Origin of the sequence: Streptomyces africanus (assembly GCF_030816955.1) — a bacterium.
Lineage (GTDB): Bacteria > Actinomycetota > Actinomycetes > Streptomycetales > Streptomycetaceae > Streptomyces > Streptomyces africanus.
Genome location: NZ_JAUSYP010000001.1, coordinates 5,486,383 through 5,503,966, shown reverse-complemented (window position 1 = coordinate 5,503,966; position 17,584 = coordinate 5,486,383). Strand labels below are relative to the sequence as shown.

At 71.6% G+C, this 17,584-nt stretch carries 15 protein-coding genes; 6 read left to right on the top strand and 9 right to left on the bottom strand.

Annotated features, from left to right (window positions below; translation table 11 throughout):
• Positions 1 to 10: 10 nt before the first annotated feature.
• Positions 11 to 1,276, bottom strand: a complete 1,266-nt coding sequence (locus tag QF034_RS25655; RefSeq protein WP_307177144.1) for an N-acylneuraminate cytidylyltransferase — start codon at positions 1,274 to 1,276, stop codon at positions 11 to 13.
• A 44-nt stretch (positions 1,277 to 1,320) separates the two neighbouring features.
• Positions 1,321 to 2,670, bottom strand: coding sequence for a DUF6716 putative glycosyltransferase (locus tag QF034_RS25650; RefSeq protein ID WP_307177143.1), 1,350 nt, complete (start codon positions 2,668 to 2,670; stop codon positions 1,321 to 1,323).
• 198 nt (positions 2,671 to 2,868) lie between these two features.
• Between QF034_RS25650 and QF034_RS25645 the strand changes: the two genes are divergently transcribed.
• From QF034_RS25645 to QF034_RS25630, 4 genes are all read left to right on the top strand, one after another.
• Complete coding sequence (locus tag QF034_RS25645) at positions 2,869 to 3,855, top strand: glycosyltransferase family 2 protein (RefSeq protein ID WP_307177142.1); 987 nt, start codon at positions 2,869 to 2,871, stop codon at positions 3,853 to 3,855.
• Positions 3,855 to 5,186, top strand: coding sequence for an alpha-2,8-polysialyltransferase family protein (locus tag QF034_RS25640; RefSeq protein ID WP_307177141.1), 1,332 nt, complete (start codon positions 3,855 to 3,857; stop codon positions 5,184 to 5,186). Before QF034_RS25645 ends, QF034_RS25640 begins: the two co-directional genes overlap by 1 nt.
• A 63-nt stretch (positions 5,187 to 5,249) precedes the next feature.
• Positions 5,250 to 6,404 (top strand): acyltransferase family protein, encoded by a 1,155-nt coding sequence (locus QF034_RS25635; RefSeq protein WP_370880850.1) that lies wholly within the window; start codon positions 5,250 to 5,252, stop codon positions 6,402 to 6,404.
• 63 nt (positions 6,405 to 6,467) lie between these two features.
• Positions 6,468 to 7,388 (top strand): class I SAM-dependent methyltransferase, encoded by a 921-nt coding sequence (locus QF034_RS25630; RefSeq protein ID WP_307177140.1) that lies wholly within the window; start codon positions 6,468 to 6,470, stop codon positions 7,386 to 7,388.
• 9 nt (positions 7,389 to 7,397) lie between these two features.
• Here QF034_RS25630 and QF034_RS25625 read toward each other — a convergent pair whose 3' ends face one another.
• Positions 7,398 to 8,048 carry a TetR/AcrR family transcriptional regulator C-terminal domain-containing protein gene (locus QF034_RS25625; RefSeq protein WP_307177139.1) on the bottom strand — a complete coding sequence of 217 codons (651 nt, stop codon included), beginning with the start codon at positions 8,046 to 8,048 and terminating at the stop codon, positions 7,398 to 7,400.
• A 74-nt stretch (positions 8,049 to 8,122) separates the two neighbouring features.
• Here QF034_RS25625 and QF034_RS25620 point away from each other — a divergent pair, with 74 nt between their 5' ends.
• A complete protein-coding gene (locus QF034_RS25620; protein ID WP_307177138.1) occupies positions 8,123 to 9,520 on the top strand; it encodes an FAD-dependent oxidoreductase in 1,398 nt (465 codons plus the stop codon).
• Between the two features lie 9 nt (positions 9,521 to 9,529).
• On the opposite strand, the gene QF034_RS25615 is transcribed toward QF034_RS25620, so the two are convergent.
• Complete coding sequence (locus QF034_RS25615; protein ID WP_307177137.1) at positions 9,530 to 11,113, bottom strand: acyl-CoA mutase large subunit family protein; 1,584 nt, start codon at positions 11,111 to 11,113, stop codon at positions 9,530 to 9,532.
• Between the two features lie 160 nt (positions 11,114 to 11,273).
• Between QF034_RS25615 and QF034_RS25610 the strand changes: the two genes are divergently transcribed.
• Positions 11,274 to 12,128, top strand: a complete 855-nt coding sequence (locus tag QF034_RS25610; protein ID WP_307179969.1) for a L,D-transpeptidase family protein — start codon at positions 11,274 to 11,276, stop codon at positions 12,126 to 12,128.
• Positions 12,129 to 12,285: 157 nt separating this feature from the next.
• On the opposite strand, the gene QF034_RS25605 is transcribed toward QF034_RS25610, so the two are convergent.
• The 5 genes from QF034_RS25605 to QF034_RS25585 all read right to left on the bottom strand — a co-directional run bounded on the left by QF034_RS25605 (position 12,286) and on the right by QF034_RS25585 (position 17,402).
• The gene (locus QF034_RS25605; RefSeq protein ID WP_307177136.1) at positions 12,286 to 13,350 is read right to left on the bottom strand and encodes a hypothetical protein; all 1,065 of its coding nucleotides are present in this window, start codon (positions 13,348 to 13,350) and stop codon (positions 12,286 to 12,288) included.
• A complete protein-coding gene (locus QF034_RS25600; protein WP_020273752.1) occupies positions 13,350 to 14,024 on the bottom strand; it encodes an RNA polymerase sigma factor in 675 nt (224 codons plus the stop codon). Before QF034_RS25600 ends, QF034_RS25605 begins: the two co-directional genes overlap by 1 nt.
• A gap of 350 nt (positions 14,025 to 14,374) precedes the next feature.
• Positions 14,375 to 15,616 carry an ABC transporter permease gene (locus tag QF034_RS25595; protein WP_307177135.1) on the bottom strand — a complete coding sequence of 414 codons (1,242 nt, stop codon included), beginning with the start codon at positions 15,614 to 15,616 and terminating at the stop codon, positions 14,375 to 14,377.
• The gene (locus tag QF034_RS25590) at positions 15,613 to 16,323 is read right to left on the bottom strand and encodes an ABC transporter ATP-binding protein (RefSeq protein ID WP_307177134.1); all 711 of its coding nucleotides are present in this window, start codon (positions 16,321 to 16,323) and stop codon (positions 15,613 to 15,615) included. The genes QF034_RS25595 and QF034_RS25590 overlap by 4 nt, the downstream gene beginning before the upstream one ends.
• On the bottom strand, positions 16,320 to 17,402 hold the full coding sequence (locus tag QF034_RS25585; RefSeq protein WP_307177133.1) for a peptidoglycan-binding protein: 1,083 nt from the start codon (positions 17,400 to 17,402) through the stop codon (positions 16,320 to 16,322). Before QF034_RS25585 ends, QF034_RS25590 begins: the two co-directional genes overlap by 4 nt.
• Between the last annotated feature and the right edge of the window lie 182 nt (positions 17,403 to 17,584).

Here is a 17,584-nt window from a genome sequence, read left to right as displayed (position 1 = left end):
AGAGATGTCCTTACTTGGTGAGGGAATCGAGAGAGGGGCCGAGGATCCAGCTGGCGATCTCTCGGATCGCGCCGTCGCCGCCGGGGACAGTGGTGACCGCGCGTGCGGCGCCGCGCACGACGTCGTGGGCGCTCGCGACCGCCACGGGCCAGCCCACGAGGGCGAAGCACGGGAGGTCATTGACGTCGTTGCCGACGTAGAGCACGCGCTCCGGCGCGATGCCCTGCTCCTCGCACCACTGCTTCAGCGCGAGGTCCTTGTGGTCGATGCCGTGCAGCACCGGGAGCCCCAGCTTCCGGGCCCGGGCGGCGACCACAGGGTTCTGTTCCGTGGACAGGATCAGCATCTTCAGGCCGCTCCTGCGGAGGGCCGCGATGCCGAGTCCGTCCCCGCGGTGCACGGAGACGAACTCCCGTCCGTCGGAGTCGACCAGCACCCGGTCGTCGGTCTGGGTGCCGTCGAAGTCGAGGACGACCGCGTCGATGTCGTCGGCGGTCGGCAGCGCGCCGGGGCGGTCCGCGTCGAAGAGCGGCGCGAGGGCCCGGGCGCGGGCGAGGTCGTGCGGGTCGTCGACCTCCAGCACGCGTGCGGCGTCGGTGCGGACCAGTTCGGTCCGGCCGAAGAAGCGGTGCTGGTGCTTGCGGAAGCCGGCCCCTTCCATGGCGTAGGCGGCGCCGGTCTCCAGCAGGTCCTGGGGGCGGTCCTGGCGGCGGGGGCGGAAGGACTTGTCGTGGTTGACGCCGTAGCCGCCGCCGACGGCCGCGTCGCTCTCCGCGACGGACCCGGCCGCGACCTCGTCGTCGGCGTCCCGCCAGACGAATCCGTGGAAGGGCGCGACGGTGACCGCGGTGTCGGCGCCGTTCTCGGTGATCGCACCGGCGACCCCGTCGATGTCCTCGCGGACGAGGAAGGGGCTGGTGCACTGCACGAGCAGGACGACGTCCACCGGCGCCCCGTGCAGGGCCTCGTGCGCGTCCATGGCGTGCAGGACGGCGGCCTCGGAGGTGGCCGTGTCGCCGGCGATGGCGGCGGGCCGCAGGACGACCTCGGCGCCGGCCTGGCGGGCGGCGGCCGCGATGGCCTGGTCGTCGGTGGAGACCACGACGTCCGTCACGAGCCGGGCGGCGCGGCACTCGCGCACGGCCCGCGCCACCAGCGGGACGCCGCCGACGGGGAGGAGGTTCTTCGCGGGCACGCCCTTGGAGCCGCCGCGCGCGGGGATCACCGCGAGCACGCGGCGCACCGAGGCGCGTCGGCCCGCTTCCGGGTGGGACATGGGGTGTACTCCTTGGGCTCCTGGGGCGGAGGGCTCGGGGCGGCTCACAGCTCCCCCATCCGCCGGATGACGGGCGCCACGCGCTGCACGCCGTGCCGGTAGGCGCCGCGCGCCGCCCGGCGCACGATCTGCCGGACCGGTCCGGGCTCCCTGTCGGCGGCCGGCGCGCCGGGCAGCGGGGTGCCGTCCGGGCCGAGGTGATGGCGGGCGAGGATCCCGGGCAGATAGCCGGGCGCGGTGACGGGTGTGTAGTACGGGGCCAGCGGCGGCAGGCCGCCGGGCCGGTCGAGCAGCTTGGTGATGCGTTCGCGTGCCGCGTCGAAGGCGGACTCGTAGGAGCCTCCCCCAGCGACAACGCCCTGCCGGGCGACCCACTCCTCGTCGGGCGCCGGCCGGTGTCCGGCGTCGAGCTGGTCCCAGGAGGCGAGGCAGCCGGAGCCCACGAAGTGGTGGTTGCCGAGGGCCTCGCGCACGCCCAGGTCGGTCAGCAGGACCGTCGGGATGCGGCGGTGCAGCGATTCCAGGGCGGCCGTGGAGCTGACCGTCACGAGCAGGTCGGTGCGGTCGAGGACCTCGCCCATGTTGCCGTAGACCAGGCGGAAGTTGGCCGGGGGATCGAGGCGCTGCACCAGCTTCTGGTACGGCAACTCCTCGATGTGGGTGGTGTGTTCGCCCGGCTTGGAGCGCAGCTTCAGCAGCACCTCGCGCTCGGGGTGCTCGCGGGCGTGCCGCACCAGCCGGTCCAGCAGATATGCACGGTCCTTGCGGCTCTCCGGGACGGAGGGCTGGGCGGCGAACACGACCGTGTAGGGGTCGTGCTCCCCTTCGTACGGCGCTCCGCCGAGGAACGGCAGGGCCACCTCGGTCACCGACGAGGCGTCGGCGCCCACTCCTTCGTAGACGGACCGGAAGCGGTCCGCGTCCTGACGGGAGTTGGCGAGGACCAGGTCCGCGCCGTGCCGCAGCAGCAGGCCGTCGGCGAGCTTCTCGTAGACGACACCGACGTAGCCGGTGACGACGACGGGCCGCGCGGTCCGGTTCTGCCAGGCGCGCCCCAGGCCGTGCAGCATCGCCTGCACACCGCCGCCGACGAGGGCGAGGACGAGGACGTCGTAGGACTCCTCGGCCATGGTGCGCAGGAACTCGACGGCGGTGACCTCCCGCAGCGAGTCGGCGCGCACGCCCACTTCCTCCAGCTGGCGCGGCGTGGGCGTGGCCCGGCCGCGCAGCAGGAATCCGTCGAGGGCGGGGCCGACTTGCGCGCTCTCGCGCGGTCCGGTTTCCATGGACTGTCCCGGGGCGATGCGGTGCGCGGTGAGCGCACCCCATTTCCAGCGGGTGTCGGAGTCCGCGAGGACGGCGATTCGCGGGCGCTTCGGTGTACTTGCTGGCACGTCGAAGACGCTAGGAAGCAATTCCTAGGTATGGCGGAACCACGACTCAACGAAAAGTTAACAACGCGCCACCGGGAGCCGAACTGGCCCGTGGCGAACGGGGAAGTACACGGGGTGCACCGTTCTGACACATTGAGTTCACCCAGTGTATGGGCACCGGAAAGTTCCGGAGCCGGACGGCCTCCTAACGTTTTGCGGGTGCCTAAGCTTTCCGTGATCGTGCCGTTCTACAACGTGCAGCAATTCGCCCCGGACACCCTCAGAAGCCTTCGGCTGAACGCCGACCGCGATTTCGAGTTCATCCTGGTCGACGACCATTCGAAGGACGGAACACCCGCCATTCTCGAACGGGCCGCCGAGGACCTTTCGGATGTCGCGCAGGTGCGTTACATCCGACACGAGGAGAACGGGGGTCTCGCCACCGCCCGCAACACCGGCCTGGACGCGGCGCAGGGCGAGTACCTGACGTTCCTGGACGGCGACGACTGGCTGGCCCCCGGCTACCTCGCCGAACTGGTGTCCGCCCTGGACGAATTGGGCTGCGACTTCGTCCGCACCGACCATGTGCAGGCCACCGCGCGCGCCCGTTCCGTGCACCGGGTCCCGGTCGGCCGGCGCTGGGAGGCGTTCGACCCGCGGGAGGCGATCCTCCCCGCCCACCGCTCGACCTCGGTGGACTACGCCTACGCCTGGGCCGGCGCCTACCACCGCCGTCTCCTGGACCGGGGCGTGCTCCACTTCACCGACGGCTTGCGCACGGCCGAGGACCGGCCGTGGATCTGGAAGCTGCACCGCGAGGCGGAGTCGTTCGCCGTGGTGAGCCTGCTGGGCGTGTTCTACCGGCGCGGGGTGGCCTCGTCCCTGACCCAGATCGGCGATGTCCGCCAGCTCGACTTCATCCGCGCCTTCGACCAGGTGATCGAGGAGACGGCCGCCGACCGCGAGGCCGACCGGCTGCTGCCGAAGGCCGTACGGACGTACTGCGCGATCATCGCGCACCACCTTTCCAACGAAGACAGGTTCGAACCGGCCGTGGCCAGGCAGCTGCGGTCGATGAGCGCGGCGGCCATCAAGCGCATGCCGCAGGACGCGCTCGGTGACGCACTGGAGGCCATGGACATGGACCGCTCGTCCAAGCTGCGGCGGCTGCGGCGCAGGGTCACCCCGGCGGGAGCGGCCGCCTGATGCCCGGGACCACACAGATCTTCTGCGCCTCGACGCTGTACGGCGTCGCCACCCTGGCCGCAGCGATCGACTCCGATCTCTTCGAGGAGCCGGACCGCCGGGTGCTGCTGGTGTTCAACAACACCGCCACCCCGGAGACGGCTCCGGCCCTCGACGAGATGCCGGGCTTCGCGCCGCTGCGCGAGCACTTCGACGAGGTGCTGTCCTGGAACGAGGCCATCCGTCCCTTCCACCCCGGGGCCTGGGCGCCGCGCGCCGACGACATCCCCCTCTTCGAGCGCTATCTGCGGCTGCTGTGGGGCCTCGGCGACGACCGGGTGAGCCTGGTCCTGGAGTCCATCCAGGTCGCGCCCGCCCTCACGGTGGCCCAGTTGTTCACCGACGCCCCCATCGATGTCTACGCCGACGGGCTGATGAGCTACGGCCCCACCCGCAACAAGCTCGACCCGCTGGTCGGCACGCGCGTGCGGCGGCTGCTGCACCTCGACCTGGTGCCGGGGCTCACGCCGATGCTGCTCACCGAGTTCGAGGTACCGGCGCGGCTGGTGCCGTCGCCCGCGTTCCTGAAGGTGCTGGGCGAGGTCACCGAGACCGTCCCCGAGCTGCCCGACCTGCCGGGCGACGCGGCGCTGCTGCTCGGGCAGTACCTGTCGGCGCTGAACATCCTCTCCCCCGAGGAGGAAGAGGACCTGCACGTGCGGATGATGCGGGGCGCGGTCGCCCGCGGTCACCGCACGGTCGTCTTCAAACCGCACCCGACCGCACCGGCCCGCTACAGCCGCGCCCTGGAGACGGAAGCCGAGAAGCTCGGCGTGGACCTCACGGTGCTGGACACGCCCGTGCTCGCCGAGGTGCTGTTCGACCGGGCCCGGCCCGCGCTGGTCGTCGGCTGCTTCTCGACCGCGCTGTTCACGGCCTCGGTCTTCTACGAGCTGCCGGTCGCGCGCATCGGGACCGAGCTGCTGCTGGAGCGGCTGACGCCGTACCAGAACAGCAACCGGATCCCCACCACCCTGGCGGACGCGCTGCTGCCCGGCCTGGACGGTGACGAGGACGGTGACGTGTTGCGGGCCGAGCTGCTGTCCGACCTGGTGACCGCCGTCGGTTTCACCATGCAGCCGCAGATCTATCCGGACCTGCGCCCGCGTGCGGAGGCGTTCCTCTCCCGCCATCTCGGCCCGCGCACCCGGCGCTACTTCAAGAAGCGCCGGCTCACCTCGCTCGGACTGCCCGGCGGTATTCCGCAGCGGCTGGCTTTCCTGCCCCGCAATTCCACGGCACGCCGGGTGGTCCGGCGGGCACGGGCACTGCGCAAGGCGGTGCGCCGCTGAAGAAGGTGTGCCCGGCGGCCGGGCACGGCGGCATCCAGATGAACCCACGGAGAGGTTTTCAGCGTGACCGAGACGGTCGTCAGCTCCCGTAAGCCCGGTCCCCAGGTCGCCGTGCTGGTCGAACCACCGGGCGCCCCGACCGTCCCACGGCGCCGGAAGGACTCCGGCGGCCGGCTGCGGGCCCTGGACGGACTGCGGCTGGTGGCCGCGCTGATGGTGGCGGCGTACCACTACGGCGGGCGCGACGGTGAGGTCTCCCAGGCCTGGGGCAGCTCGCCCAAGGCGCAGTTCCCGACGCTGCACGAGTTCTTCGCCTACGGCTGCCTCGGCGTCCAGGTCTTCTTCGTGATCAGCGGGTTCGTGATCTGCATGAGCGGCTGGGGCCGGCCGCTGAAGTCGTTCTTCGCCTCCCGCGCCTCCCGGCTGCTGCCCGCCTACTGGGTGGCGGTCGTGCTGGTGACGGCGGTGTTCGCGCTGCCCGTGGTGGCGTACCGGGCGGTCTCGCCGAGCGACGCGCTGGTGAACCTGACCATGCTGCAGATGCCGCTGGGCGTGGACCGGGTGCTCGGGGTGTGCTGGACGCTGTGGGCGGAGGTCCGCTTCTACGCGCTGTTCGCGCTGTGCGTCGTGCTCCCCGGGGCGAACCGCCGCCGGGTGATCATGTTCTGCGCCGGCTGGATGCTGGCGACGGTGATCGCCCAGAACGCGAAGATGCCGCTGCTCGACATCGTCGTGATGCCCGAGTACGCCCCCTTCTTCATCGGCGGTGTCGGCCTCTACCTCGTCCACCTGGACCGGCGGGACGCCTACGGGTGGGGCATCGTCGCCGTGAGCTGGCTGATCGGTCAGCACTTCGCGGTGCAGAGCCTGTGGCACGCGGCCGATGCGGGCGGCTTCTCGTACCGCTCCTCGATCGGCATCGTGCTCGTCGTCACCTTCGGCTTCGTCGCGGTGGCGGCGATCGCGCTGGGCTGGCTGCGCCGGGCGAACTGGCGCTGGCTGACGGTGGCCGGGGCGCTGACGTATCCGTTCTACCTCGTCCACGAGCACCTCGGCTGGGTGGTGATCCACGCCCTGCACCGCGGTCTGGGTCTGCCATCGGCGGCGACCTTCTCCCTGACGGTGGCGTCAATGCTGCTGCTGGCCTGGCTGCTGAACAAGTATGTGGAAAAGCCGCTGACACCACGGCTGCGGGCGCTGCTGGCCAAGGCCCGCTGAGCTGTTCATGGGACGTTCAACCAACCGTCGGTTTCAGCACCGCTCAGGGAGAAGGCTCGTCTCATGACCAACGCACAAGCGACCGACACGCACCCCGGCGAACTCGCCGACGTCCCGGGCTGGTTCCCGCCGCTGGACCAGATGCTGTTCACCTGGTTCCTGGAGCGGCAGCAGAAGCAGGGCATGAGCGGAGACCTGCTGGAGCTCGGCGTCTACATGGGCAAGAGCGCGATCCTCCTCGGCCACCACCTCCAGGACGGCGAGACGTTCACGGTCTGCGACCTGTTCGAGGGCGACGCCCCGGACGAGGCCAACAAGGCGGAGTCCACGAAGTCGTACGCCACACTCACCCAGCAGGCCTTCGAGCGGAACTACCTCTCCTTCCACGACACGCTGCCGACGGTGATCGCGGCCCCCAGCTCGGTGGTGGCCGAGAAGGTGGCCCCGGACACCTGCCGCTTCGTCCACGTCGACGCCTCGCACCTGTACGAGCACGTGTACGGCGACATCGGCGCCGCCCACGACATCCTGATGCCCGAGGGCATCGTCGTCCTCGACGACTTCCGTTCCGAGCACACGCCGGGTGTCTCGGTCGCCGCCTGGGAGGCCGTCCTCAACCGCGGCCTGCGCCCGGTCTGCCTCAGCACGCAGAAGCTGTACGGCACCTGGGGCGACCCGGAGCCGGTCCAGGAGGAGCTGCTCGACATGCTGCGGCAGCGCACGGATGTCGGGCTGAGCGTGCAGGAGGCGGCCGGGCACCGGCTGGTCCGCGCCCGGTCCAGGGGCATGAAGCCGCCGCCCTTCCCGCCCTCCCGGCACTACGTGGCGCCGGTGCCGGCCAGTGCCCCGGCCGCGCCTGTCGCCGAGTCCCGCGCGGCGCGTCCGGCCCGGCCGGCCCCGTCCCGGGCCCGCCGGCTCGCCAAGGACCTGCTGCCCCCCGTGGTCGCCCGGGCCGTACGGCGGGCACGCGCGCAGCGCTCCTGACCCGGGGTGTCATGAGACCCCGTACCGCGCCCCGATCCCCTCGATCACGAGGGCGAGTCCCTCCTCGAAGTGCCCGTCGTAGTCCTCGAAGATCTCCGCGCCCGCCTGGGCCGACAAGGGAAAGTCGGCCATCAGGCGGGCGCGTTCGTGCAGGTCGTAGCCCTCGCGCCGCTCGCCCGGCAGCGGCTGGACGCCCTGTTCCTCGGTGACGAAGCCCAGCGTGTACAGATACGTCGTGGTGAGCGCGCGGACCGCCTGGGCGAGGGTGAAGCCGGCGGCCGTGAACAGGCGCAGGTTGTCCTCCATCTGCCCGGCGTGCTCGATGCCGGTGAAGCGTGAGCCGCTGAACACCTTGGCGCCGTCCCGGTAGCCGAGCAGGGCGGCACGCAGCCCCCGGTTGGTCTTCAGCAGCCGTTCCCGCCAGGTGTCGGCCGGGTCGAGCGAGGCCCCGGCGACCATCCGGCGGTACATCTCCGTCGCCATCTCGTCGAGCAGCGCCTGCTTGTCCTTGAAGTGCCAGTAGAGGGCGGGCGCCTTCACGTCCAGTTCCCGGGCGATGGCGCGCAGGGTCAGGCCGTCCAGGCCCCCCTCGTTCAGCAGCCGCAGCGCGGTGTCCGCGACCCGTCGGCGGTCCAGGGGCGCGCGTCGTTCCGTACTCACGCTTGACAACTTAACACCGTTAAGGCCACCCTCGGAAACGGCAGAACTTAACAGCGTTAAGGAGACGGTGGCTCATGGACACGGACGTACTGGTGGTGGGTGCGGGCCCGACCGGTCTGGCGCTCGGCATCGATCTCGCCCGGCGGGGCGTGGCCGCGCTGGTGGTCGAGCGGGCGGAGGGGCTGTTCCCCGGTTCGCGCGGCAAGGGCCTCCAGCCGCGCACGATGGAGGTCTTCGACGACCTGGGCGTGCTCGACGCGATCCGCGCGGCGGGTGGCCCCTACCCGGTGGGGATGCTCTGGCAGGACGGCAGGCGGACCGGCGAGCACCGGATGTTCGACCCGGCCGAGCAGACCGGGGACTCGCCGTACAACGGGCCGTGGATGGTGCCGCAGTGGCGCACCCAGGAGATCCTCGGGGCACGGCTGGCGGAGCTGGGCGGGACGGTGGCCTTCGGCCGGGAGCTCGTCGGCCTGACGCAGGACGCGGACGGGGTCCGCGCGGAGTTCGCCTCGGGTGAGCCCGTCACCGCCCGGTACGCCGTCGCGGCGGACGGCGGCCGCTCGACGGTACGCCGGCTGCTCGGCATCGGCATGACGGGCGAGACCGTCGACCCGAACCCGACGCTGGTGGCGGACGTCCGGATCAGCGGCCTGGACCGGGACAACTGGCACATCTTCCCGCCGCGAGCGGACGGCGACGGCTTCCTCGCGCTCTGCCCGCTGGCCGGCACGGAGGACTTCCAGCTGATGGCGCAGTTCCCGGACGGGACGGCCCCGGACGCCTCCCTGGAGGGCATACGGAAGGTCGTCGCCGCCCGCTCGCACCTCGCGCCACAGGCCGTCACCGAGGTGCGCTGGGCCTCGGACTTCCGCCCCCGGGCGGCCCTGGCGGACCGCTTCCGCTCCGGGCGGGTCTTCCTCGCCGGCGACGCGGCCCACGTGCACTCCCCGGCCGGCGGCCAGGGCCTCAACACCAGCGTCCAGGACGCCTACAACCTGGGGTGGAAGCTGGGCGCGGTGCTGACGGGCGGTGCACCGGCGTCACTCCTCGACACCTACGAGGAGGAACGGCGCCCGATCGCCGCGGACATGCTCGGCCTGTCGACGCGCGTCCATCGCGGTCAGACGCGGCGCGGCGAGGCGACCCGCCAGCTGGGGCTGGGATACCGGGGGTCGTCCCTCACCCGGGAGACCCGTACCGCCCCGGGCGCCCTCCGGGCCGGCGACCGCGCACCCGACGGCACGCTGGACGGCGTACGGCTCTTCGACGCCTTCCGGGGACCGCACTGGACGCTGGTGGCGGTGGGGACGCCGACGCCGGCGCTGCCGGAGCAGGTGCACGCGGTCAGCGGGGCGGAGCAGGCGACGTACGGAAAGGGCCTGTTCCTGGTACGCCCGGACGGCTATGTGGGCTGGGCGGGCGAGACGGGCGGCGGACTGGGGCGGTACCTGGAGCGAGCCGGTCTCTAGAGCCGCCGGTCACCCCCGCGCGTCCGCCGGGACGTACGTCCCCCACACCTCCCGCAGCGCGTTGCAGACCTCGCCCACCGTGGCCCGGGCCTTCAGCGCGTCCTTCATCGGGTACAGGACGTTGTCCTCGCCCTCGGCGGCCTTCTTCAGGGCGGCCAGGGCCGCGTCCACCGCCGGCTGGTCGCGCTCCGCGCGGAGCCTGGCCAGGCGTTCCGCCTGCCGGGCCTCGATCGCGGGGTCGACGCGCAAGGGCTCGTACGGCTCCTCCTCGTCGAGCTGGAAGCGGTTGACGCCGACCACGACCCGCTCGCCCGAGTCGGTCTGCTGGGCGATGCGGTAGGCGCTGCGCTCGATCTCGTCCTTCTGGAAGCCGCGCTCGATCGCCTCGACCGCGCCGCCCAGCTCCTCCACCCTGGCCATCAGCTCCACGGCCGCGGCCTCGACGTCGTCCGTCATCCTCTCGATGACGTAGGAGCCCGCGAACGGGTCGACGGTCGCCGTCACGTCCGTCTCGTGGGCGAGGACCTGCTGGGTGCGCAGGGCGAGGCGCGCGGACTTGTCCGTGGGCAGTGCGATCGCCTCGTCGAAGGAGTTGGTGTGCAGCGACTGGGTGCCGCCCAGCACCGCCGCCAGGGCCTGGACCGAGACGCGGACGAGATTCACCTCCGGCTGCTGGGCCGTCAGCTGGACGCCCGCCGTCTGCGTGTGGAAGCGCAGCATCAGCGACTTGGGGTTCCGCGCGCCGAACTCCTCCTTCATCACCCGCGCCCAGATCCGGCGCGCGGCGCGGAACTTCGCGACCTCCTCCAGGAGCGTCGTACGGGCGACGAAGAAGAAGGACAGGCGGGGCGCGAAGGCGTCGACGTCCATGCCGGCCGCCACGGCCGTGCGGACGTACTCGATGCCGTCGGCGAGGGTGAAGGCGATCTCCTGCGCCGGGCTCGCACCCGCCTCGGCCATGTGGTAGCCGGAGATCGAGATCGTGTTCCACTTCGGGATCTCGGCCTGGCAGTACTTGAAGATGTCGGCGGTCAGGCGCAGCGAGGGCTTCGGCGGGAAGATGTACGTCCCGCGGGCGATGTACTCCTTCAGCACGTCGTTCTGGACGGTGCCGGTGAGCCGGCCGGCGTCGACGCCCTGTTCCTCCGCGACCAGCTGGTAGAGGAGCAGCAGCAGGGCCGCGGGGGCGTTGATCGTCATCGACGTCGAGACCTGGTCCAGCGGAATGCCGCCGAACAGCACCCGCATGTCGTCGATCGAGTCGACGGCGACGCCCACCCTGCCGACCTCGCCGTGCGCGAGCGGGGCGTCGGAGTCGTGGCCCATCTGGGTGGGCAGGTCGAAGGCGACCGACAGGCCCGTCGTGCCGTGGGCGATCAGCTGCCGGTAACGGGCGTTGGACTCGGCGGCCGTGCCGAAGCCCGCGTACTGGCGCATCGTCCAGGGCCGGCCGGTGTACATGGTCGGGTACACGCCACGAGTGAAGGGGTACGCCCCCGGCTCCCCCAGCTTCTGCGCCGGGTCCCAGTCCCGCAGGTCGTCCGGCCCGTAGACCGGTTCGATGGGCAGCCCGGACTCCGACTCGCGCGCCATGGTCTGATGCCTCCCGCAGGACGGACTGTAGGGACCTCGCTGTAGGGACCTCGCTCACCACCATGCCCCGTGGTTCGCGACGGGTCACCCCCGGGGAACATCTCAGGTGACATCCGGGCACACCGGTGAGACGACGGAGGGCCGCGTGCGTACCACGGGCATGGGGAGAGCAGCGATCGCAGTGGCAGTCGCCGGGGCGGCCGTGCTGGCCGGCTGTACCGTGCAGGCCCCCGACGGCGGCGGGAAGAGCCGCTCACCGGTGCACATCGAGTTACCCGGTGACACCCCGGCCCCGGCGCGGACCACCGACGACGACGGCGGCGGACCGAGCACCGCCCCCGCCCCGCCCGGCGACGACAAGCCCAGCGCCGCCCCCGTCCCGCCCCGCGTGCTGTGGTCCCGCGGCGACACCGGCCGGGACGTCCGCGAGCTCCAGGCCCGGCTGCGGCAGGTCGCCTGGCTCTTCGACGGGCCGACCGGCACGTACGACGAGTCGACGGAGCGGGCGGTCAGCGGCTTCCAGGGCAAGCGGGGTCTGCCGCGCACCGGCAAGACCGACAGCGTCACCTGGCAGCGGCTGCTGCGGATGACCCGCGAGCCGGGCACCTGGGACCTGTACCTGATGGGCGGCCAGCCGGCCGATCCACCGGATCCGCGCTGCAGGACCGGACGGGTGATGTGCATCGACAAGACCAGCAGGACACTGCGCTGGATGATCGACGGCCGGACCGTGTCGACGATGGCGGTTCGCTTCGGCTCGCGCGGCACACCGACCCGTGAGGGTGTGTTCACCGTCTACTGGAAGTCCCGCGACCATGTGTCGACGCTCTACGACTCGCCCATGCCCTACGCGATGTTCTTCAGCGGCGGCCAGGCCGTGCACTACTCCCCCGACTTCGCGGCCCGGGGCTACGCGGGCGCCTCGCACGGCTGCGTCAACGTACGGGACGAGGGGGCGATCGCAATGCTGTACGGGCAGGTCCGCGACGGCGACAAGGTCGTCGTGTCCTGGTGAGGACGCGGCAGGGGAGATGGGGCGCGGGCGGGACCGGGGGAACGTGTCCCGCCCGCGCTCAGGTGCACGAGCCGTAGGTACGGGGGGAACCCCGGCTCCGTGCGACGGCCGATGACCAGTCGGCTCACTCATTACTGCGCCGGGGCGGCCGAAAACGTCACACCCTCGGCGAGGAGATTTTCGCCGAGTACGAAACCGCAGGTCGCAGGGGTGCGAGGGACCGTGTGGACCGACCGCGGTCCGCGGCGCCGGCGTCGCCGCCCTGGCGCTCGGCGCGCTTCCCGGCCTTCCGCTCGGACTTCTTCCGGTCCTTCTTCGCGGCCTCGTCCTGCTTGCGGTCCTGCTCGCGGTCGTGCTTCCCGGGCGTGTCGTCGTGGTCGCGCCGCTCCGTGTCCTCGTCGTGCCGCTGCCCCGAACCGCCGCCGGACCCGGACAGGACGCCTGTGCAGTACTTCCAGACCCGGGAGCCGCCCGCCGCGTCGCGCAGGGCGTGCCTGCGGTCGGCGTCCAGCCGCTTGCCGTCGCGGAGGTCGCGGCAGGCGGAAGCGATCTCCCTGCGGCTGTCTGCGGAGCTGTCTCCCCGCTCGCCCCGGTCGCCGGAGCCGGGCTGCTGGGCCGGGCCGTCGCCTGCCACGCCCCGTCCGGGATCGCCGCCGCTCGGGGTGCCGTCGGGCGTGGACCCGCCCTGCACGGCGTCGCTCGGCGAGGGCGACACCAGCGGGCGCTCGGGCGGAGTGACAGCGGCCGAGACCGAGGAACCGGGCTGCGGCTCGTCGTTGCCGAACGGTGCTTTCAGGGCTCCGGTTCCGGCCACGAGGGCGGCACCGCCGGCCATGCCGACCGCCAGCACGGCGGCCAGGGCGAGACGCGCGGGACGGGCCCGGCGAGGCCGCCGGACACCGCCGGAGCCGCTGCCGCGCGGGGTTCCGATCCGGACCAGCCCGGCGTCGGCGGCCTCGCTACCGGCCCGGCCGCCGTCGGCCGCCGGAGCCGCAGCGGTGTCGGCGCGTTCCGCGCGCGCCTTGCGGAAGGCGGCCATCGCCGCGGCCTCACCGGGGAGTTCATCGCTGGTCGGCGCGGGTGCGGCGGCGAGCGCGCGGAGCGCCGCTGCGAGCCGTTCGGCCTCGCCCCGGGCGGCGCCGTCGACAGCTTCGGGTGGCTCTCCGCTCAGCAAACGCTCCGCCGTTTCGCGGTCCAGCCACCTGTGCTGCTCGTCGGCCATCACACATCCTTCTGCGTCCGTGCGACGCTTTGCGTCACACGTGCGGACGCCATGGCACCGCCGCGCGGTTCTCGCTGAGGAGGCAGGGCGTCGAGCACCCCGGCCGATTCCGGATCGGCCTCCGGATCGTCGCCGAGCAGTTCGGCGAGCCGCTTCAGGCCGCGGTGGGCCGCCGTACGGACGGCGCCCGGGCGCTTGCCGAGGGTCTCGGCGGCCGTCTTCGCGTCGAGCCCCACCACCACGCGCAGCACGACCGCCTCGGCCTGGTCCTGCGGCAGCCGGGAGATCAGCGAGAACGTGCCGTCGGTGGCGAGCGCCTCGATGGCCTCGTCGGCGGTGTCGGACTCGGCGGCCCGGCCGGTCAGTTCCGTCTCGTCGCCGCCGATCGCGGGCCGGCGCCCGCGCATGCGTATGTGGTCCAGCGCGCGGTTGCGGGCGATACGGGCGGCCCAGCCGCGGAAGCGGTCCGCGTCGCCGGTGAACCGCTCCAGGTCCCGGGCGATCTGCAACCAGGCCTCGGACGTCACGTCCTCGGCATCGGGGTCGCCGACCAGCGTCCGTACGTACCCGAGCAGCCGCGGGTGCACGGCCCGGTACACAGTCCGGAACGCGGTTTCGTCTCCGTCCTGTGCCGCACGCACCGCGGCGGTCAGCTCCGCGTCGTCCCCCAGCACCGCACCCCTTATTGCGCCTAAACCGGCGCCGCTTTCGCGGACCGGGTTCTCGCCGTCGTGGTTCCTCAATTGATGGTTGCGGTGTGATGACCGCAGGTGGTTGCGGTGTGATCACCGCAGGTGGTTGCGGTGGTCTTGGTGCCTCCGCGTTGGCGCGAAAGGCACGTTACGACCTGAAACCACTCCCCGTCCATGTCCGTCCATGATGCAACTAACCCGTGACACGGTGGGGTGTGACAGAAAACGCACCGCGGACGCTGTAGGGAGTACGGGCCGCCGCGCGGCCCGCACCGCGCGACGGCCGGGGCCTCTCCTGTGGGGGGTGGCGGCCCCGGCCGTCTCCGGCGCGATCAACGGCGCAGCGCTTCGACGGGTGGGATCCGGGACGCTCTCCACGCCGGGTACATGCCGGCCAGCAGACCGGCGGCCAGGCCGAGGGTGGGGGCGACGGCCAAGGTGGCGGGGTCGATCACCGGAGTCCACTGCTTCGCCGCGGCGACCGTGACCACGACGACGGTGCCGATCGAAGTGCCGACGAGGCCTCCGACGAGGCCGAGCGCCGCGGACTCGGTCAGAAACTGCAGGGTGATGTGAATGCCGCGCGCCCCCAGAGCGCGTCGCAGCCCGATTTCTCCGGTTCGTTCCAGCACTGCCACCAGAGTGGTGTTGGCGATTCCGACTGCGCCGATGATGAGGCACACCCCTGCGAGGAGGAGGAACAGCTGGCTCAGGTCATCGCTGACCGCGGTACGCAGGGACCGCGGGTCGGGGGGCGGTGTCACCTTGAAGTACTCGGGGTGGTCCGGGCGCAGGGCGACGGCCGCCTCGTCCGCGATCTGGGCGGCGGCGCCGAGCCGGGTCGAGATCAGCATCTGCGCTCCCTCGTCCGTGGGGGCTCCCCACGTCCGTTCGGCGACCGAACGCGGCACCGTGATGGACATCAGCAGCTCCGGCTTCCGCTCGACGTCCTTCAGGATGCCGATCACGGTGAAGGCGGTGTCGCCGATGAAGACGGCGGGGTGAGTGCGCAGCGTGGTGATACCGAGACGTGCCGCGGTGGCCGAGCCGATGACGGCGACCGCCTGGTGGTGCGTTTCGTGAAAGCCGTCGAATGCCCTGCCTTCGGCGAACCGGGCTTGTGATGCCTGCCAGACTCCAGGGGAGGCGGCGATCACCTGTGTCCGGGCATCGACGCTGTTGGCCGTGCCGACGGGGGCGGCTCGCACTGCTTGTTGCGGCCCGAGCCGGACACTCCAGAACACACCCGCGGCGAGCGCGCCGTTCAGCCGGGTGATGCGGGCGTCGGCGTTCCGCGGGAACGACATGTCCCGGGCCGCGGCGTTCCTGGGGCCGACGTCCGTGACGCTGACTTCGGTAGCGGTCAGCGCGTTGAACCGATGGTCGATCTGAGAAGTGGCCGTTCCGGTGAGACCCAGGACCGCGATGAACGCGCCGACACCGAGAACGGTTCCGAGGGCGGTGAGAACCGACCGGGCCGGCCGCTGAAGCATGCCGGCCACGGCTTCGGACAGCAGATCGCGCACGGCCAGCCGGGACCGTTCCGGAGCGGCGCCGCGCCGGTGCTTCGTCATGCCGCCTCCGACCGGTGGGCGGAGTCATGGAGGACGCCGTCGCGGATCGTGATGGTGCGCTGTCCGTGCTGTGCCACCTGACGATCATGGGTGATCACGACGATGGTCATACCGTCGCGGTGCAGGGTGTCCAGCAGTTCGAGCAGGGACGCGGACGTGGCGGAGTCCAGATTGCCCGTCGGTTCGTCACACAGCAGGAGTGAGGGTTCCCCCACGAGGGCGCGCGCGACTGCCACACGCTGCCGTTCGCCGCCCGACATCTGGGTGGGGAGGGCGGCGGCACGGTGTGCGAGACCCACGCGCTCCAGGACCGCGGCGGCTCGCGCCCGGCGCTGTGGGCGGGGAACGGCCCGGTAGACCATGGCGAGTTCGACGTTCTCCAGCGCGCTGCGATGGGGAAGAAGGTGGAAGGCCTGGAAGACGAACCCGATCCGTTCGCCCCGCAGAGCAGCCAGACGGGTGGCGCTCAGGGCCGCCGTGTCGATCCCGTTCAACAGGTACTGGCCTTGCGTGGGGGTGTCCAGGAGCCCCGCGATGTTGAGCAGGGTGGACTTGCCCGAGCCCGACGGCCCCACCACGGTGACGAACTCCCCGTCGGCGATGCGCAGATCACAGGGGTGCAGGGCATGAACAGCCGGAGGACCGGGGTAGGTGAGTCCGACGCCGCGGAACTCGATGACCGCGCTGCCGTGGATGGTCGTGGTCACGGCCCGCCCACAGTCGCTCTCGTGTCCACGCCTACGACCACCTGGGCACCGGCCGCAAGGCGTGCGCCCTTCCGCGGAACGATCTCCACGTATCCGTCCCCTGACACACCGACGGTGACAGGGATCCGGCGCTCCTTCTGCCCTGTCCTCTCGGTGACGCTGGTCAGGCCGTCGGCACCGGTCGAGACAGCCGACGAAGGCACAGCGAGGACCTTCCCCTTGGAAGAGGCCGCCACAACAGTCAGCTGCACGTTCTCGCCGTTCAGTTTCATGGGCAAGGGCTGAGACGGTGTCACCTCGACCGTGTACTTCTGCTCGCCCGACTCCTCGCCGCCGTCTTTCGCGGTGGTGCGCTCCACGCTGATGGACTCGACTTTTCCGATGTACTCGCGGCCCGCCGTGTCGGAGTAGATCCGCACCTTCTGGCCCGCGCGAATCATCCCCTTTTCCTGCGGTGTCACGGAGCCCTCGACGGTGAGCGCACCAGCGGACAGGGACAGCAGACTCTCCCCGGCTTCCTCCCCCACTTTCGTACGCACTTCCTCGACGTACGCAGGGAAGGACCGGACGAAAACCACTTCCGACATCGGGAAGGTGGGAACGGTGCGAGGCGGGTTGTCCTCGGGCTTCGCCGCCGGGGAAGAAGCCGCTTCGTCGGGTTCGGGTGCGGGATCCTCCTCGGCCAGGCTCACGGGAGCTTCGGTGGCCGGTACTTCGTAACCGATGGACCCATAGAAGGAGGTGACAGCCTGTTCGGTGCCCGGGCCGAAGACTCCGGAAAGGTCGTTCCCCGTGGGGTGGCCGGAATTCCGGAGCGCCGCCTGCAGCTGAGCGACGTCCTCACCGCGCTTGCCGGGCACGAGGTCGCGGTAGGCGGGAACGTCGCCCTTGAGGACGAACAGCGGACGCCCCGACACTTCGAGAAGCACCTGCCCGGCGGCGAGCTTCCGGCCCGGAGCGGCCTTGACCTTCGTCACCACCGAACGGCCGGCGTCTTCGCCTGCCTTGGGGCCGGAAGAGATGTCGGTGTGCTGGGAAGCGGTGACCTTCCCACGGGTGATCAGGGCCTGGGAGATCACCCGATGCTCCACTCGTGCCGTGAGGATGTCCGGTGGCGGAGGAGCCGTGTCCGCGGCGACCTGCGCCGGAGACTTGATGAGAAGAGCGGCGCCCGCACCCGCTCCGGTACACAGGAGACACGCCAGGACCAGGACACCGAGAGCTTTCCGACGCCGGGCCAGGCCAGGAGAACCGCGTGACA

What these genes read in the sequence shown, in the direction of transcription:
- QF034_RS25655 (WP_307177144.1), bottom strand. Translation starts at nt 1,276, where the DNA reads ATGTCCCACCCGGAAGCGGGCCGACGCGCCTCGGTGCGCCGCGTGCTC.
- QF034_RS25640 (WP_307177141.1), top strand. Translation starts at nt 3,855, where the DNA reads ATGCCCGGGACCACACAGATCTTCTGCGCCTCGACGCTGTACGGCGTC.
- QF034_RS25630 (WP_307177140.1), top strand. Translation starts at nt 6,468, where the DNA reads ATGACCAACGCACAAGCGACCGACACGCACCCCGGCGAACTCGCCGAC.
- QF034_RS25620 (WP_307177138.1), top strand. Translation starts at nt 8,123, where the DNA reads ATGGACACGGACGTACTGGTGGTGGGTGCGGGCCCGACCGGTCTGGCG.
- QF034_RS25615 (WP_307177137.1), bottom strand. Translation starts at nt 11,113, where the DNA reads ATGGCGCGCGAGTCGGAGTCCGGGCTGCCCATCGAACCGGTCTACGGG.
- QF034_RS25610 (WP_307179969.1), top strand. Translation starts at nt 11,274, where the DNA reads ATGGGGAGAGCAGCGATCGCAGTGGCAGTCGCCGGGGCGGCCGTGCTG.
- QF034_RS25605 (WP_307177136.1), bottom strand. Translation starts at nt 13,350, where the DNA reads ATGGCCGACGAGCAGCACAGGTGGCTGGACCGCGAAACGGCGGAGCGT.
- QF034_RS25595 (WP_307177135.1), bottom strand. Translation starts at nt 15,616, where the DNA reads ATGACGAAGCACCGGCGCGGCGCCGCTCCGGAACGGTCCCGGCTGGCC.